General features: G+C 60.9%; 18 protein-coding genes. 9 read left to right on the forward strand and 9 right to left on the reverse strand.

Annotated elements, in window-relative coordinates; translation table 11 throughout:
- Positions 1-28: 28 nt before the first annotated feature.
- On the forward strand, positions 29-2251 hold the full coding sequence (locus tag ACIROW_RS03305) for a TonB-dependent receptor (RefSeq protein WP_402271851.1): 2223 nt from the start codon (positions 29-31) through the stop codon (positions 2249-2251).
- Between the two features lie 94 nt (positions 2252-2345).
- Here the strand turns inward: ACIROW_RS03305 and ACIROW_RS03310 are convergent, their stop codons facing one another.
- The 4 genes from ACIROW_RS03310 to mltG all read right to left on the reverse strand — a co-directional run bounded on the left by ACIROW_RS03310 (position 2346) and on the right by mltG (position 5606).
- Positions 2346-2849 (reverse strand): GNAT family N-acetyltransferase, encoded by a 504-nt coding sequence (locus ACIROW_RS03310; RefSeq protein WP_116432579.1) that lies wholly within the window; start codon positions 2847-2849, stop codon positions 2346-2348.
- A gap of 73 nt (positions 2850-2922) precedes the next feature.
- A complete protein-coding gene (locus tag ACIROW_RS03315; RefSeq protein WP_402271853.1) occupies positions 2923-3951 on the reverse strand; it encodes a DNA polymerase III subunit delta' in 1029 nt (342 codons plus the stop codon).
- A gap of 25 nt (positions 3952-3976) precedes the next feature.
- On the reverse strand, positions 3977-4585 hold the full coding sequence (tmk, locus tag ACIROW_RS03320; RefSeq protein WP_402271855.1) for a dTMP kinase: 609 nt from the start codon (positions 4583-4585) through the stop codon (positions 3977-3979).
- Between the two features lie 40 nt (positions 4586-4625).
- Positions 4626-5606: an endolytic transglycosylase MltG gene (gene mltG / locus ACIROW_RS03325; RefSeq protein WP_402271858.1), complete on the reverse strand. Its 981-nt coding sequence runs from the start codon at positions 5604-5606 to the stop codon at positions 4626-4628.
- 97 nt (positions 5607-5703) lie between these two features.
- Here mltG and ACIROW_RS03330 point away from each other — a divergent pair, with 97 nt between their 5' ends.
- Genes ACIROW_RS03330 through ACIROW_RS03340 form a run of 3 tightly spaced genes read left to right on the forward strand, consistent with a single transcriptional unit; the run spans position 5704 to position 7878 of the window.
- Complete coding sequence (locus ACIROW_RS03330; RefSeq protein ID WP_402271860.1) at positions 5704-6738, forward strand: YgfZ/GcvT domain-containing protein; 1035 nt, start codon at positions 5704-5706, stop codon at positions 6736-6738.
- A gap of 31 nt (positions 6739-6769) precedes the next feature.
- Positions 6770-7057 carry a DUF4936 family protein gene (locus ACIROW_RS03335; protein ID WP_402272467.1) on the forward strand — a complete coding sequence of 96 codons (288 nt, stop codon included), beginning with the start codon at positions 6770-6772 and terminating at the stop codon, positions 7055-7057.
- A complete protein-coding gene (locus tag ACIROW_RS03340) occupies positions 7048-7878 on the forward strand; it encodes an NRDE family protein (RefSeq protein WP_402271862.1) in 831 nt (276 codons plus the stop codon). Before ACIROW_RS03335 ends, ACIROW_RS03340 begins: the two co-directional genes overlap by 10 nt.
- 461 nt (positions 7879-8339) lie before the next feature.
- On the opposite strand, the gene ACIROW_RS03345 is transcribed toward ACIROW_RS03340, so the two are convergent.
- The 4 genes from ACIROW_RS03345 to ACIROW_RS03360 all read right to left on the reverse strand — a co-directional run bounded on the left by ACIROW_RS03345 (position 8340) and on the right by ACIROW_RS03360 (position 11144).
- A complete protein-coding gene (locus ACIROW_RS03345) occupies positions 8340-9662 on the reverse strand; it encodes a dicarboxylate/amino acid:cation symporter (RefSeq protein ID WP_116432572.1) in 1323 nt (440 codons plus the stop codon).
- Between the two features lie 265 nt (positions 9663-9927).
- Positions 9928-10353, reverse strand: a complete 426-nt coding sequence (locus ACIROW_RS03350) for a GNAT family N-acetyltransferase (protein ID WP_402272470.1) — start codon at positions 10351-10353, stop codon at positions 9928-9930.
- 38 nt (positions 10354-10391) lie between these two features.
- On the reverse strand, positions 10392-10829 hold the full coding sequence (locus tag ACIROW_RS03355; RefSeq protein WP_116432570.1) for a PaaI family thioesterase: 438 nt from the start codon (positions 10827-10829) through the stop codon (positions 10392-10394).
- A gap of 12 nt (positions 10830-10841) precedes the next feature.
- On the reverse strand, positions 10842-11144 hold the full coding sequence (locus tag ACIROW_RS03360; RefSeq protein WP_116432569.1) for a Dabb family protein: 303 nt from the start codon (positions 11142-11144) through the stop codon (positions 10842-10844).
- A 159-nt stretch (positions 11145-11303) separates the two neighbouring features.
- Between ACIROW_RS03360 and ACIROW_RS03365 the strand changes: the two genes are divergently transcribed.
- Entirely contained in the window at positions 11304-11921 is a 618-nt protein-coding gene (locus tag ACIROW_RS03365; RefSeq protein WP_402271866.1) for a PolC-type DNA polymerase III, read from the forward strand.
- Positions 11922-12104: 183 nt separating this feature from the next.
- Complete coding sequence (locus ACIROW_RS03370; RefSeq protein WP_402271869.1) at positions 12105-13766, forward strand: MFS transporter; 1662 nt, start codon at positions 12105-12107, stop codon at positions 13764-13766.
- A gap of 80 nt (positions 13767-13846) precedes the next feature.
- Here the strand turns inward: ACIROW_RS03370 and ACIROW_RS03375 are convergent, their stop codons facing one another.
- A complete protein-coding gene (locus ACIROW_RS03375) occupies positions 13847-14752 on the reverse strand; it encodes a LysR substrate-binding domain-containing protein (RefSeq protein WP_402271871.1) in 906 nt (301 codons plus the stop codon).
- Between the two features lie 142 nt (positions 14753-14894).
- Between ACIROW_RS03375 and ACIROW_RS03380 the strand changes: the two genes are divergently transcribed.
- Genes ACIROW_RS03380 through ACIROW_RS03390 form a run of 3 tightly spaced genes read left to right on the forward strand, consistent with a single transcriptional unit; the run spans position 14895 to position 17859 of the window.
- On the forward strand, positions 14895-16196 hold the full coding sequence (locus tag ACIROW_RS03380; RefSeq protein ID WP_402271873.1) for a CitMHS family transporter: 1302 nt from the start codon (positions 14895-14897) through the stop codon (positions 16194-16196).
- 9 nt (positions 16197-16205) lie between these two features.
- On the forward strand, positions 16206-17546 hold the full coding sequence (locus ACIROW_RS03385; protein WP_402271876.1) for an acyclic terpene utilization AtuA family protein: 1341 nt from the start codon (positions 16206-16208) through the stop codon (positions 17544-17546).
- A gap of 1 nt (position 17547) precedes the next feature.
- Positions 17548-17859 (forward strand): hypothetical protein, encoded by a 312-nt coding sequence (locus ACIROW_RS03390; protein WP_402271878.1) that lies wholly within the window; start codon positions 17548-17550, stop codon positions 17857-17859.
- Positions 17860-18015: the final 156 nt, after the last annotated feature.

Consider the following 18015-nt stretch of genomic DNA (forward strand, 5'->3'; position numbering starts at 1 on the left):
AAAACCGACCCGTCATCCAAAGGACTCCATGCACTACCGTCGCACCCCTGTCGCCGCCGCATTGGCGCTCGCTTTCATCGCTCCCCTGACTTACTCGCTGCCGGCCGGCGCACAAACCGCGCCGGCGCAGACTGACGCCGCCAAGCCGGACCAGGCGCTGCCGTCGATTACCGTCAACGCCTCCGCCGACGCATCGGCAAGCGGACTGCCGGAAGCCTATGCAGGCGGCCAGGTGGCGCGCGGCGGCCGCGTAGGCTTCCTTGGCAACAAGGATTTCCTCGATACCCCGTTCAATACCACCAGCTATACTCAGGAACTGATCAAGGACCAGCAGGCGCGCAGTGTCGCCGACGTGCTGCAAAACGATCCGTCGGTGCGTATCGCGCGCGGCTTCGGCAATTTCCAGGAGCTGTACGTCATTCGCGGCTTCCCGCTCAATTCCGATGACCTTGCCTACAACGGATTGTATGGCCTGCTGCCGCGTCAATACGTGGCGACAGAATTGCTTGAGCGCGTGGAAGTCCTGCGCGGCGCCAGCGCCTTCCTAAACGGCATGACGCCAGGCAGTTCAGGCCTCGGCGGCACCATCAACCTGCTGCCTAAACGCGCCACCAGCGAGCCGATTTCGCAAGCCACCGTCGGTTGGGAAACCGGTGGCCAGATCTATACTGCCGCCGACATCGGCCGCCGCTTCGGCCCGGATGACCGCTTCGGCATCCGCGTCAATGCAGCGCGTCGCGAAGGCGGCACCGGCGTCGACAACGAAAACCGCGAACTGGGACTCCTCTCCATTGGCGTCGACTATCGCGGCAACACCTTCCGCGTGTCGGGCGACTTTGGTTACCAGGAACAGAAGCTGAGTCAGCCGCGTCCGAGCGTATCGCCCGGCACGCTGGCGATTCCCCGCGCCCCCGACGCTTCTTCGAACTTCACGCAACCGTGGTCGTATTCGAACGAACGCGACCTGTTCGGCACCTTGCGCGGTGAACTCGACCTGACCGACAACACCACGGCGTGGGCAGCTTACGGCGTACGCTTCGGCACCGAGAACAACAGCCTGGCCAATCCGACGCTGACCAACAGCGCCACGGGCGCCGCTACTGTCTATCGCTTCGACAATGCACGCGAAGACTTCGTCCACACCGGTGAAATCGGCATCCGCACCAAACTCAGCACCGGGCCCGTGAAGCACGAACTGAGCGCGACCGCCTCGCTGTTCAAACAGGAGTCCAAGAACGCCTACGGCACCTCGATCAGCACGACTCCCTCGGTTCCCGCGGTGCCGACCAACATCTATTCGCCGATCGTTTATCCGCTGCCTACCTTGCTGACGCCCGTGACCACCGGTGGCGACCTGTCCAATCCACGCACCACCAAGATGACCGAGCTGACCAGCGTCGCCATCGCGGATACGATGTCGATCCTGGACGACCGCCTGCAACTCACGCTTGGTGTGCGTAACCAGAGCGTCAAGGCGACCGGCTATGCCTACTACACCAGCATCCAGAACGCTTACTACAATCAGAGTGCCGTCACGCCGCTGTATGCCCTGCTGTTCAAGCTGACGAACAACCTGTCGCTCTACGGCAATTACGTCCAGGGCCTGCAGCAAGGTTCGACTGCGGCTTCGCCGGCGGTGAACATCGGCCAGATCTTCGCTCCCTACAAGACCAAACAAAAGGAAATCGGTGCGAAATACGACGCCGGCAAGGTCGGCATGAGCGTGGCGCTGTTCACGATTTCACAACCGAACGCCTACATCGACAGCAACAACGTCTACGGCCTGAACGGCGAACAACGCAATCGCGGCGCCGAAGTTTCGATATTCGGCACACCGATGCGCGGCTTGCGCCTGCTCGGCGGCGTCACCTTGCTCGATGCAAAGCAGGAAAAAACCAACGGCGGCCTGACCAACGGCAAATACGTCATCGGCGTACCGAAAACCCAGGCCAATATCGGCGCGGACTGGGATATACCCGGCCTGCAAGGTCTGAGCCTGAATGCGCGCGCGGTGTACACCAGCTCGCAATACGCCAACGTCACCAATACGCAGGAACTGCCTTCCTGGACACGCTACGACGCCGGTGTGCGTTACACCACGGCGATCGGATCCAAGGTCGTGACGATCCGCGGCCGCGTGGACAACGTGCTCAACAAGAACTACTGGGCCTCGACCGGTGGCAGCAGCAGCAACTATCTGGTGCTGGGCAGCCCGCGCACCTTCACGTTGTCGGCTGCGCTGGACTTTTGATTGCAACAATCGGCGTCAAACAAAAAGGGAAGCCTCGGCTTCCCTTTTTCATTCCCGGACCAAAACAACTTCCGGCGATCTCAACGCAGATGAATCAAGCCACCCGCTTCCCAAGAATCACCAAATCCCGCTCCACACCATCGAGCGTCGCCACGCGCGGCATGTTGGCCCAGCGCTCGAAGGCGAATGCCTCGAACAGCTTCAGGCTCGGCTCGTTATGGCCGAACACGAAACCCAGCAGCGTATGCACCTTGATTGACGGCGCAAAGGCAATCGCCTGCTCGAGGAAGTAACGGCCAAGCCCCTGGCCGCGCGCCTTTTCGTGCAGGTAGACAGACAGTTCGGCGGTGCCGGCATAGGCCGGACGGCCGTAGAAATTGGAATACGACAGCCAGCCGATGATCTCGCCGTCGCGCTCGGCAACCCACAGCGGGCGTTTGTCGGCGGTGTGCTCGTCGAACCATGCCTGGCGCGAGGCGACCGAAACTGGTTCGGTGTCGGCGGTAACCTGGCGCGACGCAACGGTGCTGTTGTAGATGGCGACGATGGCGTCCAGGTCTTGCGGACGCGCCAGGCGATGGGTGTATGCAGTGCTCATGACAGATTTCAACTGATGGTAACTGGTGTGGTGGAGATGGCGGAAGCGTCCGCGCGGAGCGCCTCCGCCCGGTTCAGGTAAATAGCGAAGAATACTCGATCAGCATTTCTTCGATAAACAGTCGCGCCGACAAAGGATGATCTGCAATCGCGCGGCGGTCGTTGGCGGCCTTGAACGCGGTGGCGATGGTGACGGCGTCGATGCGCCCGCTCAATGCGCCGAGCTCCTTGCTGTAGCGCGGATAGTAGCGAATCGGTCCGCCCGACTTCAGCGCGAACAGATCGTACAGCCAGCGCTGCTGCCAGCCGACCAGCTCGGCCACCGGCGTTTTTTGCAGGCGTTCGGCGGTCTTCAGCGCGACATCAATGCCGGGATGGCACAACGAGCGCAGGAATTCATCCATGACCTCGCGACCGTCGCCCTGTGAAGCGTTCAATGCCGCCAGCGGGGCCCCACCCTGCTCCGACAGCCAGACATCGGCGTCTTTCACATTCTGCTGCTTGAGCCAGGCCAGACCGGCGTCGTGCGACGGCAAGGCCAGTGCGAATTTACGGCAACGCGACAGGATGGTCGGCAGCAAGCGATCGAGCCGGTTCGACACCAGCAGGAACATGGTGTTCGGCGGCGGCTCTTCCAGGGTTTTCAGCAGCGAGTTGGCGGCGGGCGTGTTCAGCGCTTCCGCCGGATACAGCACCACCACGCGCATGCCGGAGCGATGCGTGGAGACGTTCATGAAGTCGGCCAGCGCGCGGATCTGGTCGATCTTGATTTCCTTTGACGGCGTCTTGCTGGCCTTGGCGGTTTTCTTTTCTTCGCCGTCGCCCTCATCGCCGCCGTCTTCGCCGTCGAGGACTTCCGGACGCACACGACGGTAGTCGGGATGGTTGTATTGCGAGAACCAGCCGCACGAGGCGCAGGCGCCGCAGGCGTGGCCATCGGGCTGCACGTCTTCGCACAGCAGCGATTGGGCAAACGATTCGACGAAATCGGTCTTGCCTATGCCTTCGGGTCCGTAGAACAGGATCGCGTGCGGCAGGCGCGCGCGCAGCTGCTGCAGTTGCAGCCAGCTGTCTTCAAGCCAGGGGAAAACGGTATTGCTCATGCGTGTTCAGTCATGGGTGTGAGTATCAGACCGCGTCCAGCAGCTGCGCGATTTCCTGCTGGATATCGGCAATGGAGCGGGTCGAGTCGATGACGCGGAAACGCTGCGGAAATTGCGCCGCGCGGCGCAGGTATTCTGCGCGGGTGGCGGCGAAGAAATCGGCCTTCTCCTGCTCGAACTTGTCCAGCGTGCGTTCGGCGTCGAGGCGTGCGCGCGCCACTTCCAGCGGCACGTCGAACAACAGCGTCAAGTCCGGCTGCAGATGCGGATGCACCCATTGCTCAAGCGCATTGAGCTTGTCGAGCGACAGGTGGCGGCCGCCACCCTGGTAGGCGAAAGTGGCGTCGGTGAAACGATCGGAAATCACCCAGTCGCCGCGCGCCAGCGCCGGTTCGATAACCTGTGCCAGATGTTCACGACGACCCGCGAACATCAGCAGCGCCTCGGTTTCCAGGTGCATCTTCTGATGCAGCACCATCGCGCGCAGGCTCTCGCCCAGTTCGGTGCCGCCCGGTTCGCGCGTGGTCACCACCGTCAGGCCGCGTGAGCGCAGCAGGTCTGCAACGAAAGCGATATGGGTCGACTTGCCGGCGCCGTCGATGCCTTCGAAAGTAATGAATTTGCCAGATGCCATGGAATTCTTGATGGTCGTGATGGTCGGTCGAAACGAAAAATCAACGCTGGTACTTGTTGACCGCCTGGTTATGCTCGCTCAGGTTGCTGGAAAAATGACTGGTGCCGTCGCCGCGCGCCACGAAGTACAGGGCTTCGGTCTTGTCCGGATTCATGGCAGCCGCCAGCGATGCCGCCCCCGGCAGCGCGATCGGTGTCGGCGGCATGCCTTTGCGGGTGTAGGTATTGTACGGCGTGTCGGTCAGTAGATCGCTTTTGCGGATCACGCCCTGGTAGCGCTCGCCCATGCCGTAGATCACGGTCGGGTCGGTCTGCAGCAGCATGCCGGTCTTCAGGCGGTTGACGAACACGCCGGCGACCATGCCGCGCTCCGACTTCTGGCCGGTTTCCTTCTCGACGATGGAGGCCATGATCAGGGCCTCGTAAGGCGTCTTGTAGGGCAAGGAGAGATCACGCTTGCTCCAGGCCTCGTTAAGGCGCTTGCTCATGAGCGTGAACGCCTGGCGATAGATCTGCATGTCGCTGGCGCCTTTGGCGAACAGGTAGGTGTCGGGGAAGAACAAGCCTTCCGGCACGGCGAATTCAGTGGTCAGCCTGGCCAGCAATTCGGCATTGGACAGCGCCGCAGTGTCGTGCTTGAGTCCCTTGTGGTCGGCGATGGCCTGGCGCATCTGGCGGAAATTCCAGCCCTCGATGATGGTCAGCGACTCTTGCGCGAACTCGCCGCGCACCAGTTGCTCAAGCAGTCGCAATGGCGTGGCGCCAGGTTTCAGCTCGTAACTGCCGGCCTTGATGCGGTTGCCTTTGCCGCTGCCGCGCGCCAGCAAGGCGAACAGCACCGGGTTGACCGGTGCGCCCGCATCGGCAATCTGCTGGGCGGCGCCGTTGATGCCGGCGCCCGGGGTAATGGTGAATTCGACCGGTTTCTGGCCTTCTTCGATGATCGGCTGGCTAAGCCAATAGGCGGCTCCGCAGGCAGCCAGGACACACAGCAGGACGAGGGTATTGAATATTTTTTTCATCGTAAAAGCAAAATCCAGCGCAATCCGACGCGCTTTTTCCAGCGCCACTATAATCGAGGCATCAATGATAATCGCTGTTAGCCCAGTAACCTAATTTATGACCGATCCGACTCCGGCACGCTCCGCGTGGACTACCTTCCTGGAACAACAAGGCTCGCATCTCCATGCGGACGCCGACACCGCGCTGCCGGACAATTTCGTCGCCCCGCTCGCCGATCTCGGCCTGATCTCGCTGACCGGCGACGATGCCGCATCCTTCCTGCATAACCAGATCACCAACGACGTCGAAAAACTCGACCTCGCCAGCGTCCGCCTGGCCGGCTACTGCACGCCCAAGGGCCGCCTGCTGGCGACCTTCCTGATGTGGAAAGATGCAGACCAGATCGTGCTGCAACTGCCGCGTACGCTGCAGCCGGCGATCCAGAAGCGCCTGCAGATGTTCGTGCTTCGGGCCAAGGCCAAGCTGGCTGACATCAGCGAACAGCGTGTGGCGCTGGGTCTTGCGGGTAATGCTGCCGCGACCGCCCTGCTGCAATGGTTTCCACAATTGCCGGCGCAAGCTTATGGCAAAACCGACAACGAACACGGCACCCTGCTGCGCGTAGCCGACAGCCGCGGTACGCCGCGTTTTCAGTGGATCACGTCTGAAGAACAGGCACTCGCCGCCTGGCCGGTGCTGACCCAAAAACTCACGGCGGCCGGTGCCCAAGCCTGGCGCCTGAGCGACATCTACGCGGGCGTTCCGACGATCACGCAGCCAACGCAGGAGCAGTTCGTGCCGCAGATGATCAATTTCGAGCTGATCGGCGGCGTCAATTTCAAGAAAGGTTGCTATCCGGGACAGGAAATCGTCGCGCGCAGCCAATACCTCGGCAAGCTGAAACGCCGCAGCGTGCTCGCTCTGGTCGCCGCCGGACAAGTTGCCGCCGGCGCTGAAGTGTTTTCCAGCGAAGATCCGGGCCAGCCTTGCGGCATGGTGGTCAACGCCGAGCCGGCCGGCGCCGGCAATTCGGCCTGCCTGGTGGAAATCAAGCTGGCTGCAGCTGAATCGGGCAGCATCCATCTGGGCAGCGTCGACGGTCCCGTGCTGCAGTTGCAGACGCTGCCGTACGAGTTGGCGGACCCGCAGTAAGCGGTATCAGCGACACTAGCGGAGCCCGTTGATGGATCTTTATGTTTATTACCGCGTGCCTGTCGGCAAATCAGAGCAGCTTGAACAGCAGGCGGCGGCGTTGCAGGCGCGCCTGTCACAGCAGCACCAGGTCGCCACCGAGCTGAAGCGTCGGCCGCAGGACAAGGACGGTTTGCATACCTGGATGGAGGTCTACCTCGATACCCCGGAAGGTTTTGAAACCATCCTTGAGGAGGCGATTACAAGCTCCGGCCTGCCCGCGCTGATCGACGGACCGCGTCACATCGAATATTTCCTGGATTTTTCACCATGTGCCTGATCATTTTTGCGTGGAAAGTCATCCCCGGCATGCCGCTGATTGCGGCGGCCAATCGCGACGAGTTCTACAACCGCCCGGCCAGCGCCGCCGGCTGGTGGGAAGACCATCCCGACATCTACGCCGGCCGCGACCTGCAAGCCGGCGGCACCTGGCTTGGCGTGACGCGCCATGGCCGCTTTGCCGCACTGACCAACGTACGCGCGCCGACTGAGAAACGTCCGGATGCGCCCTCGCGCGGCAAACTGGTGTCCGATTACCTGTCGGGTGCGCTCACTCCGGAACAATACATCGAGCATATCCGCGCCGATGCCGGCCAATACAACGGTTTCAACCTGGTCGTCGGCGATCGCGAAACCCTGCTGTGGTACTCCAACAAGGGCGACGAAGACCCGCGCAACGGCAAACCGCTCGGCTATGGCGTCTACGGCCTGTCCAACGCCATGCTCGACACGCCCTGGCCCAAGCTCACGCGTGCCAAGGCGCAATTCGCCAGCCTGCTGTGTCAGGGCGCGCCGGAAGAAACCTTTTTCGAACTGCTCAGCGACAGCACGCGCGCCAATGACTGCCGGCTGCCGAACACCGGCGTGAGCCAGGAATGGGAACGCATTCTCTCGTCCATCTTCATCTGCTCGCCCGAATACGGCACCCGCGCCTCCACGGTCGTGCGCGTGCCCATCGTCGGCGAACCGGTCCTGAGTGAACACGTCTCGGATCCGGTCACGTCCTGCCAGTCGCCGCCCGCAACCGAGCCGCAACAGAAAAAATCACCGTGCAAACTCAGGCTGAAACCGGAAATCGAGCGTCCTGAAAGTCCCAGCTGAGGCGGCATCAGGCAAAAACACGCAGGCATTATCACCAAAACGCATATCTGATATTTGAGAAATAAAGTAGATGGTTTTTGTGCGGAGCATTAAAGTTACACCCGTCTCCTCCAATTTCCTCCTTAAAGAATTGGATTTAAGCCCGCACCGTCAGGTCGCGGGCTTTTTTTTCGCTTTTTCTGTTTGCCGTTTTAGTCCAGCTGCGCGCAAACCCGCATTCCATCGCTTCCTCCCCTAAAAACCATGCTGCACTGCAGAATGACTAATCACGTCAAACGGAACACAATAGGTATAAATAAATCCAGTCCTCAAGAGGCTGCGAGGAGACCCGGACCCGTAACGTGCCCCCATTCGTTATGGGTCTTTTCTTTTGTGCGGCCGGTGGCAATAAAAAAGGCGGCGAGACCATCCAGTCTCGCCGCCTTTTTTTGCACCGCCCGCATCAGCGGGCGACAACAACATCAATGATGGATCTTGGCTTCAGTGCGATCCAGGACCGCTTCCGGCTCATTGGCCTCTTCCGACGTCTCGTTGTTGAGCTGCGCATGCAGGCGCTTCTCATCAAGCTCGTTGCTCCACTTCGCCACAACGATGGTCGCCACGCCGTTGCCGATGGTGTTGGTCAACGCGCGTGCTTCCGACATGAAGCGGTCGATGCCGAGGATCAGCGCCAGGCCTGCGACCGGCACATGGCCGACCGCCGACAGCGTCGCCGCCAGCACGATGAAGCCGCTGCCAGTAATACCCGCCGCGCCCTTGGAAGTCAGCAGCAGCACCGCCAGCAAGGTCAGTTCCTGCGTCAGCGTCATCGGCGTATTGGTCGCCTGGGCGATGAACACCGCCGCCATGGTCAGGTAAATCGCGGTGCCGTCCAGGTTGAACGAATAACCGGTCGGAATTACCAGGCCGACCACGGTTTTCTTGGCGCCCAGGTTTTCCATCTTGGCCAGCATGCGCGGCAAGACCGATTCCGACGACGAGGTGCCCAGCACGATCAGCAGTTCTTCCTTGATGTACTTGACGAACTTCCACACGCTGAAGCCGTGCAGTCGCGTAATGATGCCGAGAATGACGAAGATGAAGAACAGGCAGGTCAGGTAGAACGTGCCCATCAGCTTGCCCAGCGACAGCAGCGAGCCGACACCGTACTTGCCGATGGTGAACGCCATCGCACCGAACGCGCCGATCGGCGCCGCCTTCATGATGGTGCCAACGACCGAGAACAGGACGTGCGAGATTTTTTCGATGAAATCGAACACCAGCGTGCCGCGGCCGCCGAACTTATGCAGCGCGAAACCGAACAGCACCGAAATCAGCAGCACCTGCAACACATCGCCCTTGGCGAACGCATCGAACATGCTGGTCGGGATGATGTTCATCACGAAGTCGGTGGTGCTGGTCATCTTGCCCGGTGCGGTGTAGGCGGCGATGCTCTTGGTGTCGATCGTGCTGGCATCGATGTTCATGCCCGCGCCAGGTTGCAGCACGTTGACCAGGATCAGGCCGACGATCAGCGCCAGGGTGCTGACCACTTCAAAGTACAGCAGCGCCAGGCCGCCGGTCTTGCCGACCTTCTTCATGTCTTCCATGCCGGCGATGCCGAGCACGACGGTACAGAAAATCACCGGTGCGATGATCATCTTGATCAGCTTGATGAAGCCGTCGCCGAACGGCTTCATCGCCTCGCCCGTCTGCGGATAGAAGTGGCCCAGCAAGACGCCGATGGCAATTGCCACCAACACCTGGAAGTAGAGGGATCTGTAAAGCGGCGTTTTGGCGGCCATTGCGGTTCTCCGTTTATTATGAAATCTAGGAAACTGTCTGCAGTCGACATCGCAAGGTGCGTAACACGGCATGAGTCGCTGCGGGCGCAAGTATGCCCGACCGGCATACCTCTAGATATTGTGGGAAACCACAACAAAATACAATTATTTCCCCGGGAACAACTTTATGCCGTTACTTGAGGCGACAGCCATGTGGGATCTAAAAAACGAGGAATATGGATGAGGACGAGAACCGCCCTCACCCTTGCTCCGCCTGGCGGCGGAATCAGTCCAATGCAGCGCGCATGTGGATGTGCGGAATACCGGCTTCCATGAATTCGGCGCCCTCCTGGGCGAAACCATGGCTGCCGTAGAAGGAGGCTGCATGCGTTTGCGCATTCAGCACCACCTCGCGGTCGCCGCGCGCACGCGCCGCTGCCATCAGCGCCTGCAGCACGCTGCCGCCGATGCCTTGACCGCGGCCGCTCTTGCGCACCGCCATGCGGCCGATATGTCCGTCCGGCAGCAGGCGGCCGGTCGCCACCGGCACACCGGCGGCATCGTAGGCGACGGCATGCACACATACGGCATCCATCTCGTCCATTTCCAGCTCGGCCGGCACGTTTTGTTCAACGACGAAGACTTCATTGCGAATTACTGCGGCGTCTTCGCGCAGCACGTCCCATGCGGCGATCTTGATGTTGTAGCTCATGTTCGGAATCTCTGTTGTTCTGGTGATATCGATGGTGCTCAAGACTCGTCCGTCAGCTTCTTGGCGATGTCGAGGCGCTTGATCGCCTTGAAGGTGCCCATCGCCTTGGCGACCAGCTTGTCGCCGTTCCACAGCTCGGCTTCGCAAAAGCACATGGTGGTCGAGCGATGGTAGGCGACTCCCTTGGCGACGATGGTTTCCCCTGCCTTGCCCGCCGGCAGCAGGAAACTGGTGCTCATGTCGACCGTGGCCGAAGATTTGGCGTCTGGAATCGCGGTGCGCGCCGCCAGTCCCATCGCCACATCCATCAGCGTCATCGAAATGCCGCCCTGCGCGACCAGCCAGCTGTTCATGAATTCGGGACGCAGCAGCAACGCCATGGTGGCTTTGCCGTCGCCATACTGCAGCACTTCGACACCCAGGCTTTCCAGGTAAGGATTACCGTTGGTGAAAACTTCAGAGAGTGAATAAGTCATGTCAGCGCGTGTTCAGGCCAGATAGTCCATGCATTGGCGCGCCTCGCGGATCGCGCCGATAAAAGGCTTGATGGCAATATGGTCGGGATGGTCCTGGTAGGCGTCGAGCGCCGCCTGCGATTCGAACTCGGAATACAGCACCACGTCGTAAGTCGCCTCCAGTCCCGGTTGCGCCAGCGCAGCCTCGAACTTCAGGATGCCCGGCACAAGGTTCTTGCAACCGTCCAGCAGCTCCTTCATCTTGCGCGCGTTGGTCGCCTTGTCGCCGCCTTCGGCCTGGTCTTTCAGTTTCCACATGACGATGTGTTTCAGCATGGCGAGTCTCCCGGCAAAATTAGCAAAGCCGTAATGATAAGCGAAGGCCGTCCGGGATGCTCTGATCGCTTGGATGCGGGCTTGTCTTCAGGTGATTTCAGAGAGAAACCCCGCGCCGTATTAAAATCCGTCCTTCGTTACTTTTTAATTGCCGTTGCCGTGATCAATCAACCTGTCGTCATGCTGGACTTCGAAACCACCGGCCTGAGTCCTGCGCAAGGCGCCCGCATCACCGAAGTCGCCGCGCTGCGTATCGTTGACGGCCGCGTGGTCGAGCGTTTCGTGTCGCTCATCAATTGCGGCGCCGAGGTGCCTTACGAAATCACCGTACTGACCGGCATCACGCAAGACATGGTCGATTCGGCGCCGTCGGTGGAACGCATATTGCCTGAATTGCTACGCTTCATCGGCAGCGACGCTCTTGCAGCGCACAATGCCAGTTTCGACGCCAAATTCCTCGCTGCCGAAGCCGAACGCCTCGATCTGCAGGCCGGTTATTCCGAGCTGGTCTGTTCGTTGCTCCTGTCGCGCCGGCTGCTGCCGGGCTTGTCCAGCTATCGTTTGTCGAGCCTGGCAGACAGCCTCGGCATCCGCTTCAGCGGCCATGCCCACAGAGCGGAAGCCGATGCCGAAGTCTCCGCCGAATTGCTGTTGCACCTGAGCGAACGCCTGCGCGGTCATCACAAATGCACGCGGGTCGACCCTACACTGCTGGCGGCGATCAACCGCCTGCCTGCCGCAAAAGTACCGGTTTTCCTGCAACAGCAAGCAGCCTGATCGCCATTGCCGTCTACGCTGCAATGCGGAAAATTCTCTGTAAGCTTATGTAAGTTTCAAGCAAGTCCTGCGTAAGGTTCGCGTCGCACACTCCACCCGTGCACAAATGGCGCCTGCGCAGTTTGAGTCTTCCCGGTCGCCCGTTTGTACATCCAATTACATCAATAAATCTAGGAGACAAGCATGGCGACAGCTTCCACTGCGCATACCATTACGCCCGAAGAGCGCAAAGTTATTTTTGCCTCTTCGCTGGGCACCGTGTTCGAATGGTACGACTTCTATCTGTACGGCTCGCTGGCAGCGATCATCGCCAAGCAATTCTTCGCCGGCACGGATCCCAACACCGCTTTCATTTTCGCGCTGCTGGCATTTGCCGCGGGCTTCATCGTGCGTCCGTTCGGCGCGCTGGTGTTCGGCCGCCTGGGTGATCTGGTCGGACGCAAATACACCTTCCTGGTGACCATCCTGATCATGGGTGCGTCGACCTTCATCGTCGGCATCCTGCCGAATTACAACTCCATCGGCATTGCTGCGCCGATCATCCTGATCATCCTGCGCATTCTGCAAGGTCTGGCATTGGGTGGCGAGTACGGCGGCGCAGCGACTTATGTCGCCGAGCACGCGCCGGAAGGCAAACGCGGTTCGTTCACTGCATGGATTCAAACCACAGCGACGCTGGGTCTGTTCCTGTCGCTGCTGGTGATCCTGGGCGTGCGCACCGCCGTCGGCGAAGCTGCATTTGCCGATTGGGGATGGCGCATTCCGTTCCTGGTCTCGATCATCCTGCTGGGCATTTCCGTCTGGATCCGCCTGTCGATGAATGAGTCGCCGGCCTTCCTGAAGATGAAATCCGAAGGCAAGCTGTCGAAGGCTCCGCTGACCGAAGCATTCGGCAAGTGGAAGAACCTGAAGCTGGTCATCCTGGCGCTGATCGGTATGACAGCCGGCCAAGCCGTGGTCTGGTACGCAGGTCAGTTCTACTCGCTGTTCTTCCTGACGCAAACGCTGAAGGTCGACGGTCCCCTGGCCAACATCCTGATCGCGCTGGCGCTGCTGCTGGCAACACCGTTCTTCCTGGTGTTCGGTTCGCTGTCCGACAAGATCGGCCGCAAACCCATCATCCTTGGCGGCTGCCTGATCGCTGCACTGACCTACTTCCCGATCTTCCAGGGCCTGACCCACTATGCCAATCCAGCGCTGGAAGCAGCCCTGAAAAAAGCACCTGTGATCGTCACAGCCGATCCTGCAACCTGCCAATTCCAGTTCAACCCGACCGGCACCAAGAAGTTCACTTCGTCTTGCGACATCGCCAAGGCCAAGCTGTCCGCCGCTTCGGTGAACTACGAAAACGTGGTTGGCGCCCCGGGCTCCGTCGCTACCATCAAGATCGGCGACAAGGTCCTCACTTCGTATGACGCCTCAGGTCTGTCCAAGGAAGATGCTGCAGCGAAGGACAAGGCATTCTCCAAGGAACTGGCTGACGACATCAAGGCCGCCGGTTACCCGACCAAGGCCGATCCTGATCAGATGAACAAGCCGATGGTTCTGCTGCTGCTGTTCATCCTGGTGCTCTACGTGACCATGGTCTACGGTCCGGTCGCTGCCGCACTGGTGGAAATGTTCCCGACCCGCATCCGCTACACCTCGATGTCCATGCCTTACCACATCGGTAACGGCTGGTTCGGCGGCCTGCTGCCTACCACGGCCTTCGCGCTGGTGGCGTACAAGGGCGACATCTACTACGGTCTGTGGTATCCGATCGTGATCGCGCTGGCGACTTTCGTCATCGGTCTGCTCTTCGTCAAAGAGTCGAAAGACAACAACATCAACGCCGAAGAGTACTAAAAGCATCAAGAGGGGGAAGCCGGACGGCTCCCTCGCTTGCAGAAGTCTGGAAGTACAAGTGAGAGAGTACGTCGAGCCGGTCAGGGTGCAAATCCTGACCGGCTTTTTTCTTGTATCAGTTCCAGCAAGCCCTGCGCGGCAATCGACAGGCTGCGTTCCTTGGCCTTGACGATCAGCAGCGGCCGCACCAGGTCGGGCGCATTCAACGGAATCGCCACCAGGTTCGGATGACGGAACTGGAACAGCGTCAGCTCCGGCACCAGGCTCACGCCCAGCCCGCTTTCGATCAGTCCGGCGACCGTCGCCAGATGCTCCACCTCCAGTCCCGTATTGACCACGCCGACCGGCTGCAGCAGCGCATCGAGGTGCTGGCGCACGCTGGTCGAGCGCGCCAGATGGATCAATTCACAGCCTGCCAGTTGCGGAATCCGGATCACGCGCTTTTTCGCCAGCTTGTGGTCACGCCGGCACACCAGGTAAAACGGATCCTCGCACAGCGGTTGGGTATCGAACTCCATCAGGTTCGGTCCCGGGGCGGTCAGCGCAATATCAGCCTTGCCCTGGCGCAGGTAATTCAGGCAATGATCTGAAAGCGCGTCGAACAGCTCCACCGTCACCCCCGGATATTGGATGCGGTACGCCGCGATCACCGGCGGCAGCCAGCCCGCCGCCAGCGACGGCAAGGCGGCGATGGAGACCTTGCCCTTGCGGCGCGCAACGTAGTCGCTCATGTTGGAGAACGCTGCATCGATATCGGCCATCAGCTGGCGCGCCACTTCGACGAACAATTCGCCCTCCGGCGTCAGCGTGACGTTGCGCGTATCGCGTTCGAACAACTTCGCGCCGGCAGCGGCTTCGAGTTTCTGGATCATCACGCTGAACGCCGACTGCGACACGTGGCAGCGCTCTGCCGCGTGGCCGAAGTGCCGGCAGTCGTTGAGCGCAAGGAAGCCCTGCAGCAGCCTGGTGGAGATATTCGTTTGCATGTCGATTCATTCATGAAACCGATTAATCAATCGGAAAAATGAACTTTACAACAAAATTGCCCGCCGCCTACACTCGCCCCACCAACAAGAATCAATGGAAACCGGCGACGGTATTCCTCCAACAAAAACACCGGAGACACGCATGCTTGCCCTGCTCGGCTTTATCACGATCGTTTTGCTCTTCACGGCCATCCTCACCAAGAAGATGTCGCCGCTGGTGGCGCTGATCGCCATCCCGATCGCCGCCGCACTGATCGGCGGCTTCGGCATGCAGACGTCGAAGTTCATCGTCTCCGGAGTCACCTCGATTGCGCCGGTGGCCGGCATGTTCGTGTTCGCCATCCTGTTCTTCGGCATCGTCACCGACGCCGGCATGCTCGACCCCATCATCACCCGCATCCTGCGCACCGTCGGCAGCCGCCCCAGCCGCATCGTGCCCGGCACCGCCCTGCTGGCGCTGCTGATCCATCTGGACGGCTCGGGTGCGGTGACCTTCCTGATCACCATCCCGGCCATGCTGCCGCTGTACACGCGCCTGGGCATCGACAAACGCATCCTGGCCTGCGTGGCCTCGATGGCGGCCGGCGTCAACTTCCTGCCGTGGACCGGCCCGATGATCCGCGCCTCCGCTGCACTGCACATTCCCGTGAGCGATATCTTCACCCCGCTGATCCCGGTACAGCTGGTCGGGCTGGCGTTCGTCTTCATCGCCTCCTACCTGCTCGGCCTGAAAGAAGAAAAACGACTCGGCCTGAGCAGCGGCGCCGCCGCCGGCGTGGTGCAGCAGCACGTGCTGACCGAAGAAGAAAAGAAGATCCGCCGCCCGCGCAATTTCTGGATCAACATCGTGCTGACCGTCTTCGTGCTGGGCGTGATGATCAGCGGCAAAGTCGATCCGGTCGTGATGTTCATGATCGGCGTGGTGCTGGCGCTGATGGTCAACTATCCCGACGTCGCCATGCAACGCGCCCGCATCGATGCCCACGCCAAGGCGGCGCTGCTGATGGCCAGTATCCTGTTCGCCGCCGGCGTGTTCACCGGCATCATGACCAAGTCCGGCATGCTCACGGCCATGGCCAAGATGGCGGTCGGCTTCGTGCCGCCATCCATGGCGTCGCACATCCCGGTCGTGCTCGGCCTGCTGTCGATGCCGCTGAGCCTGCTGTTCGATCCCGACTCGTTCTACTTCGGCGTGCTGCCGGTAATCGCTGAAGTCAGCCATCTGCTGGGCGTGCCGTCGATCCAGGTGGCGCAGGCCGCGCTGCTGGGTCAGATGACCACCGGCTTCCCGGTCAGTCCGCTGACGCCGGCGACCTTCCTGGTGTGCGGCCTGGCCGGCATCGAGCTGGCTGATCATCAGAAGTACACGATTCCTTTCCTGTTCGGCGCCTCGGTGGTCATGACGATCGCTTGCGTGCTGCTCGGATTGTTCCCGCTGCTGTAAAGGCCTGATATGAAAACTATCCGCATAGGCGCAGGCGCCGGCTATTCCGGCGACCGCATCGAACCTGCCGTCGAACTCGCCGAAAAAGGCGAACTCGATTATCTGATCTTCGAATGCCTGGCCGAACGCACCATCGCCATCGGCCAACAAGCGCGCCGTGCCGATCCGCAAAAAGGCTACGACCCGCTGCTGGCCGAGCGCATGCAGGCCGTGCTGAAACTGTGCGCCGACAAAGGCGTCAAGATCGTCACCAACATGGGCGCCGCCAATCCGCTCGCGGCAGCGAAGAAGACGCGCGAAATCGCCCTCGCACTCGGCCTGCCCCACCTGAAGATCGCCGCCATCACCGGCGACGACGTGCTGGATGTGTTGCTCGACGGCGACTACCGCATCGAAGACAACGGCCTGCCCGTCAAATCCCTGGGCGACAAGCTGATCTCCGCCAACGCCTACCTCGGCGCGCAGCCGATTGTCGACGCACTCAAGGCCGGCGCCGATGTCGTCATCACCGGGCGTATCGCCGATCCGGCCTTGGTGCTGGGCCCGCTGATCCATGAATTCGGCTGGGCTGCCGACGACTGGAAAACACTCGGCCAGGGCACGCTGGTCGGCCATCTGCTAGAATGCGCGGGCCAGGTTACCGGCGGTTACTTCGCCGATCCCGGCAAGAAGGACGTCAAGGATCTCGCACGTCTCGGTTTCCCCATCGCCGAAGTTGCCGCCGACGGCAGCGCCGTCATCACCAAGGTCGCAGGCTCCGGCGGACAGGTCACCGCCGCCACCTGCAAGGAACAACTGCTGTACGAAATCCACGATCCGCGCAGCTACTTCACGCCCGACGTGATCGCCAATTTCTCGCAAGTCATCATCACCGAAACCGGCCCCGACCGCGTCGCCATCAGCGGCGGCAACGGCCGCGCACGTCCCGCCACGCTAAAGACCACGCTCGGCTACCTCGACAGCTACGTCGGCGAAGGCCAGATCTCCTACGCCGGCCCCGGCGCCCAAGCACGCGGCCAGCTGGCGCTGGACATTGTCCGAGAGCGATTCGCCATCACCGGCGTGCAAATCGATGAAGTGCGCTACGACCTCATAGGCGTCAACGCCATCCACGGCGCGCAACTCTCTTCCGCCGCCAACGAACCCTACGAAGTGCGCGCCCGCGTCACCGGCAGAACCGCCAGCCTGCGCGAAGCCGTACGCATCGGCAATGAAGTCGAAACGCTCTATACCTGCGGCCCGGCCGGCGGGGGCGGCGCCACCAAATCGGCGCGCGAAGTCATCGCCGTGTTGTCGATGCTGCTGCCGCGCGAACTGGTCGCGCCGGCTATCCATTTCGAGGAGAACTGAGATGCTGCTGCGAGACATCGCGCATTCGCGCGCCGGCGACAAGGGCGACATATCCAACATCTCCGTCATCGCCTACGACCTCAAGGACTACGCGCTGCTGGAAAAACACCTGACCCCGGAACGCGTGAAGGCGCATTTCGCCGGCGTCGTGCAGGGTGAGGTGACGCGTTACGCGCTGCCACACCTGGGCGCGCTCAACTTCGTCATGCAGCACGCGCTGGGCGGCGGCGTGACGCGTTCATTGGCGCTGGATGCGCATGGGAAAAGTCTGAGTGGAGCGATGCTGGCGATCCCGCTCCCCGAACGGGAATAAGAGTCATCCGGACGGTCTCTGCGGATTGCTTGCACTTATCTGCCTTTCTTCAAGCATTCTCTCAAGAGCTTTCCGATTTGCTAACGGCGGCACAATTTTTGTGCTGTCCAAAACCCCCAAGATTTGGTATCGTCGCGCGATTCCCCCGACTTTCCC

Source organism: Herbaspirillum sp. NPDC101397, from assembly GCF_044767325.1.
GTDB lineage: Bacteria > Pseudomonadota > Gammaproteobacteria > Burkholderiales > Burkholderiaceae_D > Herbaspirillum.

Bases quoted from the DNA above. Each gene is read 5' to 3' on its own strand.
- ACIROW_RS03305 (WP_402271851.1), top strand. From the start codon at position 29: ATGCACTACCGTCGCACCCCTGTCGCCGCCGCATTGGCGCTCGCTTTC.
- ACIROW_RS03310 (WP_116432579.1), bottom strand. From the start codon at position 2,849: ATGAGCACTGCATACACCCATCGCCTGGCGCGTCCGCAAGACCTGGAC.
- ACIROW_RS03315 (WP_402271853.1), bottom strand. From the start codon at position 3,951: ATGAGCAATACCGTTTTCCCCTGGCTTGAAGACAGCTGGCTGCAACTG.
- tmk (WP_402271855.1), bottom strand. From the start codon at position 4,585: ATGGCATCTGGCAAATTCATTACTTTCGAAGGCATCGACGGCGCCGGC.
- mltG (WP_402271858.1), bottom strand. From the start codon at position 5,606: ATGAAAAAAATATTCAATACCCTCGTCCTGCTGTGTGTCCTGGCTGCC.
- ACIROW_RS03330 (WP_402271860.1), top strand. From the start codon at position 5,704: ATGACCGATCCGACTCCGGCACGCTCCGCGTGGACTACCTTCCTGGAA.
- ACIROW_RS03335 (WP_402272467.1), top strand. From the start codon at position 6,770: ATGGATCTTTATGTTTATTACCGCGTGCCTGTCGGCAAATCAGAGCAG.
- ACIROW_RS03340 (WP_402271862.1), top strand. From the start codon at position 7,048: ATGTGCCTGATCATTTTTGCGTGGAAAGTCATCCCCGGCATGCCGCTG.
- ACIROW_RS03345 (WP_116432572.1), bottom strand. From the start codon at position 9,662: ATGGCCGCCAAAACGCCGCTTTACAGATCCCTCTACTTCCAGGTGTTG.
- ACIROW_RS03350 (WP_402272470.1), bottom strand. From the start codon at position 10,353: ATGAGCTACAACATCAAGATCGCCGCATGGGACGTGCTGCGCGAAGAC.
- ACIROW_RS03355 (WP_116432570.1), bottom strand. From the start codon at position 10,829: ATGACTTATTCACTCTCTGAAGTTTTCACCAACGGTAATCCTTACCTG.
- ACIROW_RS03360 (WP_116432569.1), bottom strand. From the start codon at position 11,144: ATGCTGAAACACATCGTCATGTGGAAACTGAAAGACCAGGCCGAAGGC.
- ACIROW_RS03370 (WP_402271869.1), top strand. From the start codon at position 12,105: ATGGCGACAGCTTCCACTGCGCATACCATTACGCCCGAAGAGCGCAAA.
- ACIROW_RS03375 (WP_402271871.1), bottom strand. From the start codon at position 14,752: ATGCAAACGAATATCTCCACCAGGCTGCTGCAGGGCTTCCTTGCGCTC.
- ACIROW_RS03380 (WP_402271873.1), top strand. From the start codon at position 14,895: ATGCTTGCCCTGCTCGGCTTTATCACGATCGTTTTGCTCTTCACGGCC.
- ACIROW_RS03385 (WP_402271876.1), top strand. From the start codon at position 16,206: ATGAAAACTATCCGCATAGGCGCAGGCGCCGGCTATTCCGGCGACCGC.
- ACIROW_RS03390 (WP_402271878.1), top strand. From the start codon at position 17,548: ATGCTGCTGCGAGACATCGCGCATTCGCGCGCCGGCGACAAGGGCGAC.